Annotated in this window: 15 protein-coding genes and 1 other RNA gene; 5 read left to right on the top strand and 11 right to left on the bottom strand. The window is 72.0% G+C overall.

Going from position 1 to position 19348, the window contains the following annotated elements:
• Positions 1-68: 68 nt before the first annotated feature.
• The 7 genes from BIV25_RS41525 to ftsE form a co-directional block, all read right to left on the bottom strand.
• Positions 69-1115, bottom strand: a complete 1047-nt coding sequence (locus tag BIV25_RS41525) for a cytochrome P450 (protein ID WP_071377750.1) — start codon at positions 1113-1115, stop codon at positions 69-71.
• Between the two features lie 97 nt (positions 1116-1212).
• Complete coding sequence (locus BIV25_RS54815; RefSeq protein WP_218161885.1) at positions 1213-1293, bottom strand: tryptorubin family RiPP precursor; 81 nt, start codon at positions 1291-1293, stop codon at positions 1213-1215.
• Between the two features lie 302 nt (positions 1294-1595).
• Positions 1596-1964: a transfer-messenger RNA gene (gene ssrA, locus BIV25_RS41520) on the bottom strand.
• Positions 1965-2071: 107 nt separating this feature from the next.
• Positions 2072-2614, bottom strand: a complete 543-nt coding sequence (gene smpB / locus BIV25_RS41515; protein WP_071377749.1) for an SsrA-binding protein SmpB — start codon at positions 2612-2614, stop codon at positions 2072-2074.
• 57 nt (positions 2615-2671) lie between these two features.
• Positions 2672-3880, bottom strand: coding sequence for a S41 family peptidase (locus BIV25_RS41510; protein WP_079177219.1), 1209 nt, complete (start codon positions 3878-3880; stop codon positions 2672-2674).
• Between the two features lie 67 nt (positions 3881-3947).
• The gene (gene ftsX, locus BIV25_RS41505) at positions 3948-4865 is read right to left on the bottom strand and encodes a permease-like cell division protein FtsX (protein ID WP_071377747.1); all 918 of its coding nucleotides are present in this window, start codon (positions 4863-4865) and stop codon (positions 3948-3950) included.
• Positions 4866-4907: 42 nt separating this feature from the next.
• The gene (ftsE, locus tag BIV25_RS41500; RefSeq protein ID WP_071377746.1) at positions 4908-5597 is read right to left on the bottom strand and encodes a cell division ATP-binding protein FtsE; all 690 of its coding nucleotides are present in this window, start codon (positions 5595-5597) and stop codon (positions 4908-4910) included.
• A 261-nt stretch (positions 5598-5858) separates the two neighbouring features.
• Here ftsE and BIV25_RS41495 point away from each other — a divergent pair, with 261 nt between their 5' ends.
• Positions 5859-6050, top strand: a complete 192-nt coding sequence (locus BIV25_RS41495; RefSeq protein ID WP_071377745.1) for a hypothetical protein — start codon at positions 5859-5861, stop codon at positions 6048-6050.
• Between the two features lie 120 nt (positions 6051-6170).
• On the opposite strand, the gene BIV25_RS41490 is transcribed toward BIV25_RS41495, so the two are convergent.
• The 4 genes from BIV25_RS41490 to BIV25_RS41475 form a co-directional block, all read right to left on the bottom strand.
• On the bottom strand, positions 6171-7157 hold the full coding sequence (locus BIV25_RS41490) for a hypothetical protein (protein ID WP_071377744.1): 987 nt from the start codon (positions 7155-7157) through the stop codon (positions 6171-6173).
• A gap of 297 nt (positions 7158-7454) precedes the next feature.
• Entirely contained in the window at positions 7455-8561 is a 1107-nt protein-coding gene (prfB, locus tag BIV25_RS41485; RefSeq protein ID WP_071377743.1) for a peptide chain release factor 2, read from the bottom strand.
• Positions 8562-8606: 45 nt separating this feature from the next.
• The gene (locus BIV25_RS41480) at positions 8607-9827 is read right to left on the bottom strand and encodes a serine/threonine-protein kinase (protein WP_071377742.1); all 1221 of its coding nucleotides are present in this window, start codon (positions 9825-9827) and stop codon (positions 8607-8609) included.
• A gap of 143 nt (positions 9828-9970) precedes the next feature.
• Positions 9971-11635, bottom strand: coding sequence for a serine/threonine-protein kinase (locus BIV25_RS41475; RefSeq protein WP_071377771.1), 1665 nt, complete (start codon positions 11633-11635; stop codon positions 9971-9973).
• A gap of 316 nt (positions 11636-11951) precedes the next feature.
• Here BIV25_RS41475 and BIV25_RS41470 point away from each other — a divergent pair, with 316 nt between their 5' ends.
• The 4 genes from BIV25_RS41470 (at position 11952) to BIV25_RS41455 (ending at position 19347) form a co-directional block, all read left to right on the top strand.
• Positions 11952-15497, top strand: a complete 3546-nt coding sequence (locus BIV25_RS41470; protein WP_071377770.1) for an FHA domain-containing protein — start codon at positions 11952-11954, stop codon at positions 15495-15497.
• A 196-nt stretch (positions 15498-15693) separates the two neighbouring features.
• A complete protein-coding gene (locus tag BIV25_RS41465) occupies positions 15694-17076 on the top strand; it encodes an ABC transporter substrate-binding protein (RefSeq protein ID WP_071377741.1) in 1383 nt (460 codons plus the stop codon).
• A gap of 79 nt (positions 17077-17155) precedes the next feature.
• A complete protein-coding gene (locus tag BIV25_RS41460; protein WP_071377769.1) occupies positions 17156-18442 on the top strand; it encodes a carbohydrate ABC transporter permease in 1287 nt (428 codons plus the stop codon).
• The gene (locus BIV25_RS41455) at positions 18439-19347 is read left to right on the top strand and encodes a carbohydrate ABC transporter permease (protein ID WP_071377740.1); all 909 of its coding nucleotides are present in this window, start codon (positions 18439-18441) and stop codon (positions 19345-19347) included. The genes BIV25_RS41460 and BIV25_RS41455 overlap by 4 nt, the downstream gene beginning before the upstream one ends.
• The last annotated feature ends 1 nt before the right edge of the window (position 19348 follow it).

The raw sequence follows: 19348 nt of genomic DNA, 5'->3' as shown, positions 1-19348 counted from the left end.
CCTCGGTCCCGGCCTCTGTCTCGGTCCCGGCCTCGACCCCGGCCACCGGCTCGGCCTCGTGTGCCGGATCAGGACGCGGCACGGCGGCGCGCCTTCGTCAGCCGGACGTCCTCGACTCCGAGCAGGCCGAGGAGGGGGACCTTGGCGGAGCCCTGGTCGGGGCTGAGGTCGAGGCCCGCGCCGCGCACGAGGTCCAGGAGCAGTTCGGCGAGCGGCATCACCATGTGCCGGCCCCAGCACCGCTCGGAGGAGTGGCCGAAGGGGAGGTAGCCGGGTGCGGTGTCCGGGTCGAGGGTCTGCCAGCGCTCCGGGCGGAACGCGTGCGGGTCCTCCCACAGTTTCGGATCCCGGTGGGAGAGGAGCGGGAGGACGAGGACGTCGTCGCCGACGCCGATCCGGTCGTCGACGGCGGGGTACTCGGGCGACGCGTTGCGCAGGATGTTCCAGGACGGCGGCAGCAGCCGCATGGCCTCGTGCAGGATGTGCCGGTTCGGCGTGTCGGGGTCGAAGGGCGAGCCGAGCCACAGCGCGTTCGCGACCAGCGTGGAGACCGTGAAGCACAGCGGCGCCGCCGCCCTGCGGTACATGCCCATGGCGTACCGGCGCTCGTGGTAGCCGCCGGCGTCGGCCGTCAGGCCCGCGAGGCCGGTCGACCGGGCGCCGCGCCGGCCGGGCCGCCCCGGGAGCGCGGCGCCCGCCGCGATCACCGACCAGGTGAGCTTGGGGGTCAGTTCGAGGTTGCGGCTCATCAGGATCCGCAGCCGGTAGGGGTCCTGGCCGAGGATCAGGTCCCGCAGGAACAGATGCCCCCTGAGCGGCCAGACCCCGGACAGGTCGACGTCCTCGGGGCGTGGGCGGGGCCCCTGCAGCGCCTCGCGTACGTCGCCGCCGACGGTCCGCATCACCGAGGAGGCCTCGCCGCGCGAGATCGAGCGTCCGTGCAGCGGCTTGAACGTGGGCCGCTCGGTCTCGGTGGCCCGGCGGGCGGCGAGGATCCGGTCGGCGGCCTCGTGCCCGGCGACTCCGACGGTGTCGGGTTCGAGCCGGAAGACGTCCTGCCCGAGATGGTCCCGGAACAGGGCGGCAAGCCGTGGATGGAACAACGTGCGGCGCATGCGGGTCTCCGGAAGGGCCGAGGGGCAGGCGGGCGGACACCGGGATCGCCCCCGCCGGGACAGCGGGGGCGACCTCACCGGGCTACTGCGAATCGGCCTAGTACCAGAAGTACCAGGCGCTCGCCTTCAGGCTCTTCTGAGCGGAGACCTTGTTGCGGATGGCGAAGAGAAGCTTCATCACTGCACCCCCTTTCAGGGTGGAGATGTCACGCACTTCCTCTTGTGGAGTTCATGCGCAGATGGCTTCACAACGCTCCCTCCCGGTCATCAACAAACGATGAACGCCGAGGCCAGACGTGGTGAGCCCGGTAAGCGGGTAAGCCCGCACCGACACGACAAAGGCCCCGCCGCTCGGAGCGACGGGGCCTTTGCCCACATGGGGTACCCCCGGAGGGGTGAGGGGGTCTGGGGGTCATGCCCCCAGAAATAGGACGAGGTGGACCGTGCCCGCGCTGTTTGCGGGCACGGTCCACCTCCGACTCGTGGAGATGGCGGGAATCGAACCCGCGTCCAACGGTGCGGAATCAGGGCTTCTCCGTGTGCAGTTCGCTGTGATTTTCTCGGCCCCGGCGATCACGCGAACAAGTCGCCGACGGGCCCAGTCACTGTTAGATTTCCCTCTTCACCCCGTGACCGGGATCAAGGTTTAGTTCCCTAGCTGATGCCAGGATCCGGGTCGGGAACAGCCCCGGGCTGACACTTCGCAAGTCGCTACTTAGGCAGCGAGGGCGAAGGAATCGCGCTTGGTGTTGGCGATTATTTTTTGCGACATATGGTTTACGAGATCATTGCCGCTTCCTCGACACGCTTCCCCTGCTTCGACAGCCGCTGTCGAAACCGATCATCCCCATGTTGTGTTTTCAATGCACACACCGGGTTCAACCGGTGTTGGTGCCATCGTACGTGACCAACCCGCGCCGATGCCACCGTATTCCCGGCGCTACCGCGCTCCCGGCCTACACGCCGCGCTGCCTTCGCTTGGCCGCCGCGATCGCACGGTCCGACTCGCGCCGGTCCTGCTTCTCCCGCAGGGTCTGCCGCTTGTCGTACTCCTTCTTGCCTCGCGCGAGCGCGATCTCGGCCTTCGCGCGGCCGTTGCTGAAGTACAGGGCGAGCGGCACGATGGTGTGCCCCGTCTCCTGGGCCTTGGTCTCCAGCTTGTCGATCTCCTCACGGTGCAGCAGCAGCTTGCGCTTGCGGCGCGCGGAGTGGTTGGTCCAGCTGCCCTGGTGGTACTCCGGGATGTGGGCGTTGTGCAGCCACGCCTCGCCCCGGTCGATCTGGACGAAGCCGTCCGTCAGCGAGGTCCGTCCCTCGCGCAGCGACTTGACCTCGGTGCCGGTGAGCACGAGCCCGGCCTCGTAGGTGTCGATGATCGCGTAGTCGTGCCGGGCCTTCTTGTTCTGGGCGACGATCTTGCGCTTGCCGCCCTTCTCGCCGTCCCTGGCCTTGGCGGCCGCGCCGCCCTGCTTGGGCTGGGACTCCTTGGGTACGTACATTCCCTTGCTCATAGTGCCGTCCATTTTCGCACTACGGAGGGGTCGTGCGGCCAGCCTTTAATCGGGGTCGCCCAGGCCGGTGAGCACGGTCTCGGCCCGCTCCACGGCGGCCTGCCCGTCGGCCTGCCCGGCATCGAGGTCAGGAGTGATCCCACGGCCGTCGACGCTGTGACCCAAGGGGGTGCGGTAGTGGCCGACGGTCAGCTCGGCCACCGACCCGTCGGGCAGTGTGGTCGGCATCTGGATGGACCCCTTGCCGAAGGTGCGCGAGCCGATCACCACCGCGCGGCCCCGGTCCTGCAGGGCGCCGGTGAGCATCTCGGCCGCGCTCATCGTGCCGCCGTCGACCAGGGCGACCAGGGGCCGGCCGGTGTCACCGCCGGGGTCGGCGTGCAGGGAGCGCTGGGCACCGTCGACGTCGTACGTGGCGACGAGGCCGCCGTCGAGGAAGGCGGAGGAGGCCTCCACGGCCTCGTTGACCAGTCCGCCGGAGTTGCCGCGCAGGTCGAGGATGATCCCGCCGCCGGCCGGGGCCGCGCGGACCGCGGCACGCACGGCGTCGCCGGAGCCTCTGGTGAACGCGGCGATCCGGATGACGGTGACCCCGCCGGGCAGCCGGGAGACGGCCACCGGGTCCGTGGACAGGCTGGCCCGGCGCAGTTTCTCGGTCCACGCGCGTGTGCCGCGCTCCAGGCCCAGCGTGACGGTCGTACCGGCGGCCGCGTCGTCGGCGTCGCCACGCAGTAAGGAGACCACGTCGGTGACCGGGCGGCCGTCGACGCTGCCGCCGTCGACGCTGATGAGCCGGTCGCCCTGGCGGATGCCGGCCCGGTCGGCGGGCGAGTCGGGCTGGACCTTGGTCACCTCGATCCGGCCGTCCTGCTCGCGGCCCGCCGACAGGCCGACGCCGGTGTACCTGCCGTCGAGGGCCTCCTGGAACTCCTGGTACTCGCCCTCGGAGTAGACCGCGCCCCAGCGGTCACCGCTGCGGCTGACCGCCCGTTCGGCCGCCTCCATCGGGGACTTGCCGTCGGCCATCGCCTCGGCGGCGGCCTCCTGGACGTCCTCGTGCCGGGTGGCCGGGTGCGACGGGCCGGTGGCGGACCTGCGCGCGTGCGCGGTGGGGACGGTGGCGATGGTCTCCGGGAAGGAGCCGGTGGCGGCGCCGGCGACCAGGACGCCGGCGAAGACCAATGTCAGGGCGGCCCCGCGGCGGATGCGGCGGGGCGGACAGAGCAGGTCTCGGCACAGTTCTCGGCCTGACATGGCCGTGAGTCTAGGACAACGAAAAGGGCCGCACGGGCAGATGCCCGTACGGCCCTCTTGGCATGCGTCACACCTTCAGGTACTTGCGCAGCGCGAAGAACGCCGCCAGCGACGGCATCAGCACGCTCGTCGCGAGGATCAGCGGCAGCTTCGTCAACACCGCGTCCCAGCCGACGAAGTTGATGAGCTGGAGCTTGTGGGCGAGGTCCATGCCGTGGTCGATCGTGAAGTACCGGCCGATCACCAGGGCGACACAGGCGAGGCCGCCGCCGATGAGCCCGGCGACCGCGGCCTCCATGATGAACGGCGCCTGGATGTAGAAGCCCGAGGCACCGACCAGGCGCATGATCCCGGTCTCGCGCCGGCGGCTGAACGCCGACACGCGCACGGTGTTGACGATCAGCAGCAGCGCGACGATCAGCATCAGCGCCATCACGCCGAGCGCGCCCCGGTTCATCAGGTTCAGCAGCGTGAAGAGGTTGTCCAGGATGCCCTTCTGGTCCTGCACCGACTGCACGCCGTCACGTCCGTTGAAGGCGCTCGCGATGACCTGGTACTTCTGCGGGTCCTTCAGCTTGATGCGGTACGACTCCTGCATCTGGTCCGGCGTGAGCGAGCTGGCCAGCGGGGAGTTGCCGAACTGCTCCTTGTAGTGCTTGTAGGCCTCGTCCTGCGACTCGTACGACACCTTCTCGACGATGGGCATCTTGTGCAGGTCGTCGAGGATCTGCTTCTTCTGGTCATCGGTGACCGCGCCCTTGGCGCAGTTGGCGTCCGACTCCGCGTCGTGCTTGTTGCACAGGAAGATCGAGACGTTGACCTTGTCGTACCAGTAGCCCTTCATGGTGGACACCTGGTCGCTCATCAGCAGCGAGCCGCCGAAGAGGGCCAGGGACAGGGCGACGGAGACGATGACGGCGAAGGTCATCGTCAGATTGCGGCGGAGACCGACACCGATCTCGGACAGGACGAACTGGGCGCGCATGGCGGGTTCTTCAGGCCTTTCGGGAACAGGGTGCGGTCAGTGTCAGTGCTGGTAGCCGTAGACGCCGCGGGCCTGGTCGCGAACGAGGCGGCCCTTCTCCAGCTCGATGACGCGCTTGCGCATCTGGTCCACGATGTTCTGGTCGTGCGTCGCCATGATGACGGTCGTGCCCGTCCGGTTGATGCGGTCGAGCAGCTTCATGATGCCGACGGAGGTCTGCGGGTCGAGGTTGCCGGTGGGCTCGTCGGCGATGAGCAGCTTGGGCCGGTTGACGAAGGCCCGCGCGATGGCCACGCGCTGCTGCTCACCACCGGACAGCTCGCCCGGCCTGCGGTCCTCCTTGCCGCCGAGCCCGACGAGGTCGAGCACCTGCGGCACCGACTTGCGGATCTCGCCGCGGGACTTGCCGATGACCTCCTGGGCGAAGGCCACGTTCTCCGCGACGGTCTTGTTCGGCAGGAGACGGAAGTCCTGGAACACGGTCCCCAACTGGCGGCGCATCTGCGGCACCTTCCAGTTCGAGAGGCGCGCGAGGTCCTTGCCCAGCACGTGCACCTGGCCGTGGCTGCACCGCTCCTCGCGGAGGATCAGCCGCAGGAAGGTGGACTTTCCGGAGCCGGAGGACCCCACGAGGAAGACGAACTCGCCCTTCTCCACTTCCAGGGAGACATCCCTGAGTGCGGGGTGGTTCTGCTTGGGGTAGACCTTGGAGACGTTGTCGAATCGGATCACGGATGCACCACGGGTCGCCGGGGGTAGATGAGCGTGACCATACGCGACCCGGGTGTGCAAGTGCAGTCGCGGGGAGAGCTTGGGCAAGACTTGTACGTTTTTGTACCGGGACATGTTTGCATCCCGTGTTCCCTCCCCTGCTTCCGTCCGCTCTCCCGGTGCCCTGCGCACCGCTTGCGGGAACCTGGCACAGTGGAGTGGGAACGTTCTCGTTCCTATGAGCGTTCTAGAAGTGATGACCGGTGCAAGGAGGGCGAGCGCATGACGTACGACCGGCTGGTGTGCGCGAACTGTGCGGCGCCCGTGAGCGAGGGCCGGTGCCCGGTGTGCCGTGCCAACCGCGAGCGACTTCAGCAAGAGGGCTTCCTCGGCGGGGTGAACCCGATGGCGCTGATCGCGCTGCTGGCGGTGCTGATCACCGCCGTGGCGCTGCTGGCGCACCAGACCGCGTAGGGACGCGGACGGCGCGAACAGCGCGCGAGAACGCCGCAGAGACGGCCAAGGGCCCGGAGCGCCAAGCTCCGGGCCCTTGTGCGTACGGTGTGCGTACGCGGTGCGACCTTGGGGTCACGGTCAGGCGGCGGCGCCGCCCCGGCCGTTCATCAGACGCGGCAGCACACGGAAGCCGATGCCGCCGGCGATCATCGTCGCGGCGCCGATGAGCAGGAACTCGGTCGGACCGGCACCGGTCTCGGCGAGCTGCTTGTCACCGCCCTGGGCCTGGGCCTTGTTGCCGTTGTCGGAGCCCGTGTCGGTCAGGTTCGACGAGCCCTGGTCCTGGGTGGCGTTGTTGTTGCCACCCTGGGGCTTGTCGTTGTTGCCGCCGGTGCTGCTCGAACCGCCGGTGCTGCCGGAGCCGCCCGTGGTGCTGGACCCGCCGGTGGTGCTGGACCCGCCGGTGGAGCCGGAGCCGCCGGTGGAGCTGCCACCCGAGGTGCTGGTGCCACCGGTGCTGCTGGAGCCACCGGTGGAGCTGGTGCCACCGGTGGAGCTGGTGCCACCGGTGGAGCTGGAGCCGCCAGTGGAGCTGGAGCCACCCGTGGTGCTGGAGCCGCCGGTGCTGCTGGAGCCACCGGTGCCGCTGTCACCACCGGTGGAGCTGGTGCCGCCGGTGCCGCTGTCACCACCCGTGCTGCTCGAACCCCCGGTGGAGCTGTCGCCGCCGGTGACGAGACCACCGATGGTGACGCCGCCGTTGGTCGAGGAGTCCCCGCTGGTGGTGCTGGAACCGCCGGTCGAGGAGTCCCCGCCCGTGGTGGAGGTGCCACCAGTGGTGGAGTCCCCGCCGGTGGTGGAGTCGCCGCCGGTGGTGCCAGTGCCGCCGGTCGAGGAGTCGCCGCCGGTCGTGGTGCCGCCGTCGGTGCAGACCGCGACCGGGCAGCCGCCGTCGGTGCCGCCGCTGTCGTTCCCGGCGTCCGTGTGCACGCCCAGGCTGATCGGACCGGCCTGGACATCGATGCCCGCGGCGGAGGCCGCGCCGGCTGCGGTCAGCGACGCACCGGCCGCGATCACGGCGCCCGCGGCTATCCGCGCGACCCGGATCCGCGTCTTCTTCGTCATATGGTTGCTACCCCCAGTAGCTGTTCGTCAATGAGGCGGCGCGTGGGGCGTTGCCGTGATCGACGGGAGGCAGCCGGTGACGAAGCGCGTCAACTCATTCCCCCGGTTCACATGCGCCCCTCAAGTACGCATGCCGCGTGCAACTCTTCCCATTCTTCAAAGCAACGTCAAGGGCATTGCGGGCGCATTGTCCGTTGGGGGTGTTTATGCGGCGACCTGGAACCTGTAATTGTGACGTAAAACCCAGACATAACGACAACTGCCGCCTCGCGGGCGGCAGTTGTCATGTCGACAAAGTTACTTCTCCTGCTGCTTGCGCCAGCGAATGCCGGCCTCCAGGAACCCGTCGATCTCGCCGTTGAACACGGACTCCGGGTTGCCGACCTCGTACTCGGTGCGCAGGTCCTTGACCATCTGGTACGGGTGCAGGACGTACGAACGCATCTGGTTGCCCCAGGAGTTGCCGCCGTCACCCTTGAGGGCGTCCATCTTGGCCTGCTCCTCCTGGCGGCGGCGCTCCAGCAGCTTGGCCTGGAGGACGTTCATCGCCGTGGCCTTGTTCTGGATCTGCGAGCGTTCGTTCTGGCAGGAGACCACGATGCCGGTGGGGAGGTGGGTGAGCCGCACCGCGGAGTCGGTGGTGTTCACGCCCTGGCCGCCGGGGCCCGAGGACCGGTACACGTCCACGCGCAGCTCGGACTCGTCGATCTCGATGTGGTCGGTCTGCTCGACCACGGGGAGCACCTCGACGCCCGCGAAGGAGGTCTGGCGGCGGCCCTGGTTGTCGTAGGGCGAGATGCGCACCAGGCGGTGCGTGCCCTGCTCGACGGAGAGGGTGCCGTAGGCGTACGGCGCCTGGACGGCGAAGGTCGTCGACTTGATGCCGGCCTCTTCGGCGTACGACGTCTCGATCAGCTCGGTCTTGTAGCCCCGCTGCTCGGCCCAGCGCAGGTACATGCGCTGGAGCTTCTCGGCGAAGTCGGCGGCGTCGACACCGCCGGCCTCGGCGCGGATGTTGACGAGCGCCTCACGGGAGTCGTACTCGCCGGACAGGAGGGTGCGGACCTCCATCTCGTCCAGCGACTTCCTGACGGAGGCCAGCTCGGACTCGGCCTCGGCGCGGGTGTCCGGGTCGTCCTCCTCCTCGGCCATCTCGAAGAGGACGGCGAGATCGTCGATCCGGCCGCGCAGCGCCTCCGCCTTCCTGACCTCGGCCTGGAGGTGGGAGAGCTTGCTGGTGATCTTCTGCGCCTCGTCCGGGTTGTCCCACAGGGACGGCGCGGCCGCCTGCTCCTCGAGCACGGCGATATCTGCCCTCATCTTTTCGAGGTCCAGGACGGCCTCGATCGACTCCATGGTCGAGGAGAGGGACTTCAGCTCTTCGGATACATCGACGACTGCCACGCCTCCAGCGTAACGGCTGTGGCAAGGAGCCCGGGCAGGGCGCGGTCAGGGCGCCTGGGTGCTGTGGGTGTCCCGGGCCGGCCCGTCGTCGCCGGAGGAGGAGGCCGCGTAGGCGCCGACGCCCACCACCGCCGCCACGACCACCCCGGCCACGCCGAGCGTGATCCGGCGCCGCCGCACCACCGCCCGGTGGCGGGCCGAACCCGGCCGGGGCGCACCGGTGGCCCGGGGAGCGCGCGCGGTCCCGTGGGCGCCGCCGGCCAGCTCGTCCGGGCCCGGCACGCGCATCGAGGTGTGCGTGTCCCGGTTGGAGTCCGGCCTGGCGCCCGGCACCAGTGAGACCGCGCCCCGGCGCCGGGCCGGCTCGGCCGGCGCGGCCGCCGGTTCCTGCGCCTCCGGCTCCTCGGCCTGGTCCGGCTCGTCCACCTCCAGCGGCGGCATCCCGGCCAGCATCGGGAGCTGCTCGCGCAGCCGTGCCGCCAGCTCCGAGGCGCGCAGCCGGGAGGCGGGCGCCTTGGCCAGGCACTGCACGATCAGCTGCCACAGCTCCTCGGGGATCCCGGGGAGCGGGACGACGGTCTCGGTGACGTGGCGGCGCAGCACCGCGCCCGGGTGGCCGCCGCCGAACGGGGTGAAGCCGGCCAGCAGCTCGTACAGGACGGTGGCGAGGGCGTAGATGTCGACGGACGCGCGCGGGGGCAGGCCCTCGACGATCTCCGGGGCCAGGTAGTCCGGCGTGCCGATGATCTTGGTGGCCTTGGTCCGCTTCGGCGAGTCGATCAGCTTGGCGACGCCGAAGTCCGTCAGCAGGGCGGGGTGCGAGCCGCCCGGCCCCAGCGGCCCCTGCATGTCGAGGAGCACGTTCTCGGGCTTGACATCGCGGTGGACGACCCCGGCCGCGTGGGCCGCCGCGAGCGCGTCGGCGACGTCGGCGACGATCGCCACGGCCGACTCGGGGGCGAGCCGCCGCTCGCGCTCCAGCCGGGTGCGCAGGTCGGTGCCGCGCACGAGGTCCATGACCAGGGCCAGGTCGTTGCCGTCGACCACGAGGTCGCGCACGGTGACGATGCGCGGGTGCTCCAGGCCGAGCAGCGCGGTGCGCTCCTGGACGAAGCGTCCGACGAGCTCCTGGTCGGAGGCGAGGTCCTCGCGCAACATCTTGATGGCGACGGGCCCGTCCGGCCCCTCGCCCAGCCACACCGTGCCGGCGCTGCCCCGCCCCAGGATCTGGTTCGCGGTGTACCGGCTGCCGATCTTCCGTGCCAAGACTGCTCCTACAGGCGCGCGTTGTCGCGTGGTGTCGTCAAAACTACGCGTCCGGGGAGCCAACCTTCACCGCGGAGACGGAAATCACCCGCCAGATGTCGACAAATCCGCAAACTCACGGTCGAGTTATGGGCGTTCCGGGATCAATTGCCCGAGGAACCGCCGAGGTCCTTCGCCCACTTGCTGACCTGGCCGACCCAGTGGGTCACCTCGTGCCAGTAGCTGCGGCCCTGGCCGACCCAGGTGTGCAGCGGGGTCAGTTCGTAGATCAGCCAGCTCGCCACGACCAGGATGACGATCGTGAACAGGCAGCCCTTCAGGCAGCCGAGCCCCGGGATCTTCATCGGGTTGGCGCTGCGCCGGCGCGGTTCCCGCGGCTCGCGCGCGGGGCGCTGCGGCTCCGGGGCGTACCGCTGCGGCTGCTGCTGCGGCGGGGCGTACTGCTGGGGCTGCTGCTGCCCGTAGCCGTACCCCTGCTGGTAGCCCTGCTGCCGGCCGCGCGGCTGCGGCTGCCGGGGGCGGGCCTGGGGGGCCTGGCGCGGCTGCTGCTGGGGCCGGGCGACCTGGCGCTGCGGCCGGTGGTGCAGCGGGTCGTCCTCCGGGGAGAGGTACTGGACCTGCGTCTGTTCGTTGCGGTCCCGGGCAGCGCGCAGCTGGTTCTGCCAGGGGTGCGGCTGGTCGGGCTGCTGCCCCTGGGGGCCGGTGCCGGGCAGCACCGCCGTCGGGTCGGCGGCCCCTGTGTTCGGCAGTACGGCGGTGGGGTCGGCGGCGCCGGCCGGACCGCCGGTGTGCGGCAGGACGCTCGTCGCGGCACTCGGGTCGTACGCCTGCGGCGCGTTCGTCGGGAGCACCTGGGTGGGATCGGCGGCGCCGGGCACGCCCGGTACGGCCGTCGGCGCCGGGTCGGGGGCGAGCAGCACGCCCACGCCCTCGGCGGCCGCGATCTGCGCCGCGTTCGCGTGCACGCCGATGCCCTCGGCGACGACGCGCAGCCCGCGCGCGAGGCTCTCGGCGCTCGGCCGTTCGTCGGGGTTCTTGCGCAGGCAGCGCTCTATGACCGTCCACAGCGGGTCCGGGACGGTGGAGGGGCGGCGCGGCTCGGCGCTCAGGTGCTGGTGCAGGACTTCGAGGGCGGTGCTGCCGGAGAACGGCGGGCGGCCGGTGACCAGCTCGTACAGCAGGATGCCGGCGCCGTAGATGTCCACCGCGGAGGTCTGCGGGCGGCCCTCGGCGGACTCCGGCGCCACGTACGCGGGCGTGCCGACGAACTCGCTGGTGCGGGTCAGTCCCGGGGAGTCGGCGAGGCGGGCGATGCCGAAGTCGGTCAGCATCGGGTGCATCCGGCCGTCGTTCTGCGCGAGCAGCACGTTGGCGGGCTTCAGGTCGCGGTGCACGACCCCGTCGGTGTGGCTCGCGGCGAGCGCGTCGGCGATCTGGGCCGTCAGCAGAGCGGCGGCGACCGGGGTGAGCGGGCCGTTCTCGCGCAGGTAGCGGTGCAGGTCGGGGCCGTCGACGAGATCCATGACCAGGGCCAGCAGATCGCCCTCGACGACGAGGTCACGGACCCGGACGATGTTGGGGTGCGTGAGCCGGAGCAGTACGGAGCGCTCGCGCAGGAAGCGCATCACGATGTCCGGGTCGCTCGCCAGCTCCTCCTTGAGGACCTTGATCGCGAGCGTCTCGCCGGGCTGGCCGGGCACGGCCGCCTCGGCACCCGCGGTCTCCCGCTGGCGGGCACGCCAGACGGTGCCTGTGGCGCCGCGTCCGAGCGGCTCCTCAAGCAGGTACTTGCTGCCGACTGGCCGCACGTCACGCGCTCCCTGCTGCTTGCTTGCCTTCACTGCCGGTGTTTCGACCCACTGTAGTGCCGCCTTCCTGGGCACTACGTAAGCGTTCCCGAGGATGTTCGATGTGTTCGACGGAAAGACGCGCGCACCGGTGCGTCGGTTGCCGGGGAGCGGACGTGACCGATCTCAAGTGATCGTCGGCGGACTATTGGTCAGGCACTTTTGGGGGCAGAGGCGACCAATCAAGATCACTTGTCACCGGGTGCGGGGCGCGGTGTCAGTGGCAGGTGCGAGGATGCCTCCCAGTACTGGCCGACGTGCTCGTGTTGGGGTGGGGATGCAGATCCGGCTGACCGTCGTAGACCCGCTGGGCCCGGCCCCGCAGCGGGGCCGCGCCGCGAGCCGCGACGTGCTGGTCACGGCGCCCACCGGCACGGATCTGGCCGCGGTCGCGTCCGCGCTGGCCGGGGCGGTCGGCGCCGAGGCCGGCCAGGGCCAGGCCGCCGCCGGCCCGGGCCTCGTCCTGTACGCCGGCACCGAGCGCCTGGACCCGCGCCGCTGCACCCTCGGCGAGCCCCCGCTGGTCGACGGTGCCGTGCTGTCCCTCGGCGCCCCCGCGGCCGCCGAGCCGCACCCCGAGCTGGACGACGCGCCGGCCCAGCTGCACGTCGTCGCGGGGCCGGACGCGGGCGGGGTCCATCTGCTGCACGGCGGCCGGATCAGCGTGGGCCGCTCGGCCGACGCCGACGTCCCCCTGGACGACCCCGACGTCTCCCGGCTGCACTGCTCGGTCACGGTCGGCGCCGACGGCCGCGTCTCGGTCGCCGACCTCGGCTCCACGAACGGCACGGTGCTCGACGGCGTGCGGATCGGGGAGCGGCCGGTGCGCGTCCCGGCCGGAGGACTGCTGCGGATCGGCGAGTCGGCCCTGCGGGTCACTCCGGCCGGCGGGCCGGGGGCGCGGGTGGGCGCGGTGCCGGACGGGGAGGGGTGCCTGCGGGTCACCGGCGGCGCGGGGCACGACGGCGCCCCGGGCGCGGGTGCCTCGGGCGCGGGCGGCGCCTCCGTCGACGGCGCCGGCCCCGGGGGCGCGGCGGGTCAGGAGCACGGGCGTGCGGAGTCGCTCCTGGTACCCGGGCAGGTCGGGGCACCGCGGATCGAGAGCGCGCGCGAGGCGGCTCCGGGCGGGGACACGCACGCGGGGCGCTTCGGCATCGCCGGGGCGGGCGAGGAACCGCCGGGCGACGGCCGCAAGGACACTCCGCTCCGGGGCACCGACGCCCCGCACACCGCCCGCAGGCGCGGCCTCGGCAAGTGGGCCCGGCGCCTGGCCGGGGGCCGCGCGGAGCATCCGGGAGACGCGGAGCCGTACGACACCGAGGTGGACCGCTCCCCCGGCACCGCCCCCGTGGCCGACCCCCCGAGGCAGCCCGAGATCTGGCCGGATCCCGCCGCCCTGCTGCTGACGGCGCTCGGTCCCGGGCCCCGGCTGTGGGAGCGCGGGCCGGGCCACGGTGAGGCGCTGACCGTGCGGGTCGGCACGGCCGACCGGAGCGCGCCGGACGGCTCGGGCCTGCTGCCCGCCGTGCCGGTGACGGCGGCGCTGCGCGAGGCGGGCTCGCTGGGCCTGGCCGGTCCGCGGCCCCGGCTGTCCGGGCTGGCCCGCGCGGTGCTGGCCCAGCTCACCGCGATGCACTCCCCCGATCTGCTGGAGATCGTGCTGATCAGCGCCGACCGCTCCCGGCCCGTCGAGGAGCGCACGGCCGAGTGGTCCTGGCTGGGCTGGCTGCCGCACGTCCGGCCGGGCCACGGCCAGGACTGCCGCCTCCTGCTGGCCTACGACCGCGAGCAGGCGGCGGCCCGCGCGGAGGAACTGCTGCGCCGGCTGGACGACCACACGACGACGGGCAGAGGCACGGCCCACCCCACCGCCGCCCCGGCACCGGGCGCCGCAGCCACGCGCGCCGCGCTCCCGGACGCCCTCGCCCCGGCCCCGCCCGCGGGTCCGCCCGCCCAGGACACCCCGCCGGGCGCCCCCGCCGCGCCCGGCACCATGAGCCGCCCCGCCGCCTCCGGTACGGCTGCCGCGCCGGACACCCCGGGCTTCCCCCCGTCCGGCTCGCCCTCACCCGCGCCGGGCCGGTCCGCCCACGGCCTGCCCGCCCACGAACAGGCGGCCGGCCACCCCCTGCCCGGCGTCCCGGGGCCCACCCCGCCGCCCGGCACACCCGCCCACCGAACCGCCTACGCCCGGGGAGCGCACGCCACCTTCCCCGCCGACGCCGAGCGCCGCCCCTCCTGGGCGAAGGACGGCGCGGATCCCGCCGGTGCCGGTGGTTTCCCCGGCCCCTACACGGTCGTCGTCGTGGACGGCGATCCCGGCGGGACCGCCCTGCAGGAAGCCCTCGCGCGGCTCGCCGTGGCCGGGCCGCGGGTCGGGGTGCACGTGGTGTGTCTCGCCGAGACCGGCCCCGCGTCGGCGGAGTCCCCCGTGGCGGCGACGTACGAGGCGGCCTGCGCGGCGACGCCGACCCTGCGGCACTGCGGGGCCGTGGCGCTGCTCGGCGGGGACGTCGCGACCGCGCTGCATCTGATGCGGGTCGCGCCCGGCGGGCCGGTGGGTCCCGGGGTGCTCGCCGCCGTCGACGCCGTCTCCGGCGCCTGGGCGGAGCGGTTCGCGCGGGCGCTGGCGCCGCTGCGCCCGGACGGCCCGGCCGTCGAGCCGCACACGCGCGTGGCCGCACCGCTGCCCCAGTCGGCCCGTCTGCTGGACGAGCTGGGGCTCGCCCGGGCCACCCCGGCGTCGCTGATGGCGCGCTGGGCGGACGCCGCCGACGACACACAGGTGCTCGGCGGCCGGGCGCGGGCGGTGCTCGGTGCCGGGCCGCGCGGGCCGCTCACCGCCGACCTGGTGGCCGACGGGCCGCATCTGCTGATCGAGGGGCCGGCCGGCAGCGGTCGTACGGAGCTGCTGCGCTCCCTGGTGGCCTCGCTGGCCGCCGCCGAGCGGCCGGACCGGCTGGGCATCGTGCTGATCGACGGACGGGACGGGGTCGGGGGCGGCAGCGGGCGCGGTGAAGGGCTGCGCGCGTGCACCGACATACCGCATGTCACCACTCACCTCACCGCCAACGACCCCGTACGCATGCGGGAGTTCGCCCAGGCGCTGGCCGCCGAGCTGAAGCGGCGTGCGGAGCTGCTGGGCCGGTCGGACTTCGCCGAGTGGCACGCGGGGCTCACGCTGTCGGGCCGTATCGTCGCGCAGCGCACGGCCTCGGCCGGTTCCTCCGGGGACATAGAGGCCCCGCCCAGCTCCACCCTGCGGCTGCGGCCGGGAGCCGCCGCGCGCGGGCGGGCCGAGGCGGCACCGCCGTTGCCCCGGCTCGTGGTGGTCGTCGACGATCTGGACGCGCTGGTCTCGCCCGCGCTCGGCTCACCCGGCCGGCCCGCCGCGGGGTCGGTGATGCGGGCGCTGGAGGCGGTGGCCCGGGAGGGCGAGCGGCTCGGCGTGCACCTGGTGGCGGCGAGCGGCGCGGGGGACCGTACGGCGGAGACGGAACCGGCGCGCCGGGCCACGTTGCGGGTCGTGCTGGACGCCCCGACGACGGGTCCCGACGAACCGGCGCCGGGCCGCGGCCGGCTGACGGCCGCCGGCGGCCGGGCCACCGGATTCCAGGCGGGCCGGGTGACGGGCCGTATCCCGCGCACCGCGACCCAGCGGCCGACGGTCGTCCCGCTGGACTGGGCCCGCATGGGCGACCCGCCGGCCCGCCGGCCGGTGCGGGAGCTGGGCAACGGCCCGACGGACCTGGCGCTGCTCGCGAGCGCGGTGGAGCGGGCGGCCCGGGAGGTGTCGGCGGCCCAGGTGCCGTCCCTGCTCTGACCCCCCTGCCCCCTCGCGCCGATGCGCGTTTCATGTTCGCCTCGAACCCGCTCGCATACACTCTCGGTCACGAGCCGGTCACGATGACCGCTCCGGCCCCGCAGGCGCTCTTGCCCGCCCTGAGCGGCCCGTCGTACACCGGACCGCACGGGACAGTCTTCTTGACGTTCAACGGAGAACGACGAACGGGGAAGTGATGCGCAGGAGCAGCAGCACCATCCGGACACGCAGGACCGTCACCACGGTCGCCGCCCTGCTCGCGGGAGCCCTCGCGCTCTCCGCGTGCTCCGGCGGCGGCGACAAGAGCGACACGGGGAAGAAGGGCGGCGGGACCACCCCGGCCGGTTCCACCGTCAGCCTCCCCGAGCTGAACGGCGCCACCCTGGAGATCGCCGCGGTCTGGACCGGCCAGGAACAGAGCAATTTCAAGCAGGTGCTGGCCGAGTTCGAGAAGCGGACCGGCGCGAAGGTCACCTTCGTGCCCGCCCAGGACCCGATCATCAACTTCCTCGGCTCGAAGATCGCGGGCGGCCAGCCGCCGGACGTGGCGATGCTGCCGCAGCCCGGCGCCATCAAGCAGGCCGTGCAGCAGAAGTGGGCCAAGCCGCTCGGCCCGGACGCCCTGAAGGAGCTGCAGAAGAACTACTCGCAGGGCTGGCAGGACATCGGCAAGGTCGGCGGCAAGCAGTACGGCGTCTACTACAAGGCCGCCAACAAGTCGCTGATCTGGTACAACGCGAAGGTCTTCGCGAACGCGGGCGCCAAGGAGCCGAAGACCTGGAAGGACCTGCTGACCACCGCGCAGGCGGTCTACGACTCCGGGGTCACGCCGTTCTCGGTGCCGGGCGCGGACGGCTGGCCGCTGACGGACTGGTTCGAGAACGTCTATCTGTCCCAGGCGGGGCCCGCGAAGTACGACCAGCTCACCCAGCACAAGATCAAGTGGACGGATCCGTCGGTCAAGCAGGCCCTGCAGACGCTCGCGCAGATCTGGGGCAGGAAGGACTACCTCGCGGGCGGGCAGACCGGGGCGCTGCAGACCGAGTTCCCGGCCTCGGTCACCCAGACCTTCACCGGCGGTGACCAGCCGAAGGCCGCGATGGTCTACGAGGGCGACTTCGTACAGGTCAACATCGGTGAGACCAAGGCGAAGGTGGGCACGGACGCGAAGGTGTTCCCGTTCCCGGCGGTCGGCGCGAGCGCGCCCGTGGTCTCAGGCGGTGACGCGGCGGTGATCCTGAAGGACTCCAGGGCGGCCCAGGCTCTGGTCACCTTCCTCGCCTCCCCGGACGCGGCGACGATCCAGGCCAAGCTCGGCGGCTATCTCTCGCCGAACAGGAACGTGCCGATCCCGGCGTACCCGAACGAGGTGCAGCAGAAGATCGCCAAGGCGCTGATCGCGTCCGGTGACGACTTCCGCTTCGACATGTCCGACCAGGCGCCGCAGGCGTTCGGCGGCACCCCGGGCAAGGGCGAGTGGAAGGACCTCCAGGACTTCCTGCGCAACCCGTCGGACGTGGCGGGCACCCAGGCGAAGCTGGAGAAGGACGCGGCGGCGGCGTACGGAAGCGGGAGCTGACCCGGCGATGGCGTCGGCAGCGGCGGCCGGGGCCCCACCGGGTCCCGCCGCACCCCCCTCCGCCAAGAGCCGCAAGAGCGTGACCGGGACCCGCCGGGCCGTGGCAGCGCTGTTCCTGCTGCCCGCCCTGGTGCTGCTCGGCGCGCTCGTGGTCTACCCGATCGGGTACTCGCTGGTCCGCAGCTTCGTGAGCAACTCCGGCCACGGCTTCGCCGGAACCGACAACTACAAGACGCTGTTCTCGGATGACAGCATCCGTACCGCCTTCAAGAACAACGTCGTCTGGGTGGTGTTCGCGCCCACGGTCTCCACCGCGCTCGGTCTGGTCTTCGCGGTGCTGACCGAACGGGTGCGCTGGGGAACGGCGTTCAAGCTGGTCGTCTTCATGCCGATGGCGATCTCGATGCTGGCGGCCGGGATCATCTTCCGGCTGGTGTACGACCAGGATCCGCACAAGGGCGTCGCGAACGCGGTGTGGGTGGGGGTGCACGACACCTTCGCCCCGTCGTCCGCGTTCCCGAACGCCCACCCGGGCCGCGAGTCGCCCCTCGTCGCCGAGCAGGGCGGCTTCATCACCAAGGTGCCCGTCCGCACCGGCCAGAGCGTCACCCTGCCCCTCGTCGGCGTCGCGCCCGACCAGATGCCGGACGGCGCGAAGAAGGCCGTGGCCGCCGGGCCGGAGCCGGGGAAGGTCACCGGCACCACCTGGCAGGACTTCACCCGTGGCAAGGGCGTCGGCCGGCTCGGCGTGCCCGACCCGTCCGAACTGGGCTACGCGGGGATGCGGATCGAGGCGGTGAAGGACGGCAGGGTGGTCGCCTCCGCCAAGGCCGCCGGCGACGGTACCTTCACGCTGCCCGCGTCCGCCGACGGGGCACGCCTGCGGCTTCCGGCGAGCAACTTCAGGGAGCCGTACAACGGGGTCACCTGGCTCGGCCCGACGCTGGTCACCCCGGCGATCATCGGGGCGTACGTCTGGATGTGGGCGGGCTTCGCGATGGTGCTGATCGCGGCCGGACTCGCGGGCGTGCCCCGGGAGTTGCTGGAGGCCGCGCGGGTGGACGGCGCCACCGAGTGGCAGGTGTTCCGCAAGGTCACCGTGCCGCTGCTGGCGCCCGTCCTCGCGGTCGTCACCGTCACGCTGATGATCAATGTGCTGAAGGTGTTCGACCTCGTCTACATCATCGCCCCGGGCTCCTCCCAGGCCGACGCGAACGTGCTCGCCCTGGAGCTGTACCGCAGGGGCTTCGCGGAGGACCAGCCGGGCGTCGCGAGCGCCATCGCGGTGCTGCTGCTGGTGCTGGTGATCCCGGTGATGGCGTTCAACATCCGGCGGCTGCGGCGGGAGCGGGAGGTGCGGCGATGACGGCGACCGCCGACAGCGTGACGAATGCCGGCCCCGCCCGGACGGTGCGGGCCGGGCGGTCCCTCGGCTCGCGGATCGCGGAGCGGCTGGGCGGCGGTCTGGTCCGTGTCCTGCTGATCCTCGTGGGCCTGTTCTGGCTGGTGCCGACCGTCGGTCTGCTGCTGGCCTCGCTGCGCTCCCCGCAGGACATGAGCGCGAGCGGCTGGTGGACGGTGTTCACCAAGCCGTCCCAACTCACCTTCGACAGCTACCAGAAGCTGCTGGAGAACAGCGACATCACCGGCTCCCTGTGGAACACGGTCCTGATCACGGTCCCGGCGACGCTCCTCGTCGTCGTGGTCGGCTCCCTCGCGGGCTACGCGTTCGCGTGGATGGAGTTCCCGGGCCGGGACTGGTGGTTCCTGGGAGTGGTGAGCCTGCTGGTGGTGCCGGTGCAGGTGGCGCTGATCCCGATCGCCGAACTGTTCGGGAAGATCGGCCTGTTCGGAACGATCTTCGGCGTGATCCTGTTCCACACCGGCTTCGGGCTGCCGTTCGCGGTGTTCCTGCTGCGGAACTTCTTCGCGGAGATCCCGCGCGAGCTGCTGGAGGCGGCCCGCCTGGACGGCGCCGGTGAACTGCGGCTGTTCGCCCGGGTGGTGCTGCCGCTCGGCGGGCCCGCGATCGCGAGCCTCGGCATCTTCCAGTTCCTGTGGGTGTGGAACGACATGCTGGTCGCGCTGGTGTTCACCAAGTCGGGCACCCAGCCGATCACGGTCGCCCTGCAGACGCAGGTACGGCAGTTCGGCAACAACGTCGACGTGCTGGCGCCCGGTGCGTTCATCTCCATGGTGATCCCGCTGGCCGTGTTCTTCGCGTTCCAGCGGCAGTTCGTGTCCGGGGTGATGGCGGGCGCGGTGAAGTAGC

The organism is Streptomyces sp. MUSC 14 (genome assembly GCF_001866675.1).
Classification (GTDB): Bacteria; Actinomycetota; Actinomycetes; order Streptomycetales; family Streptomycetaceae; genus Streptomyces.
The sequence above is the reverse complement of the archived record's forward strand: the minus strand, read 5'-3'. Positions and strand labels throughout refer to the sequence as shown.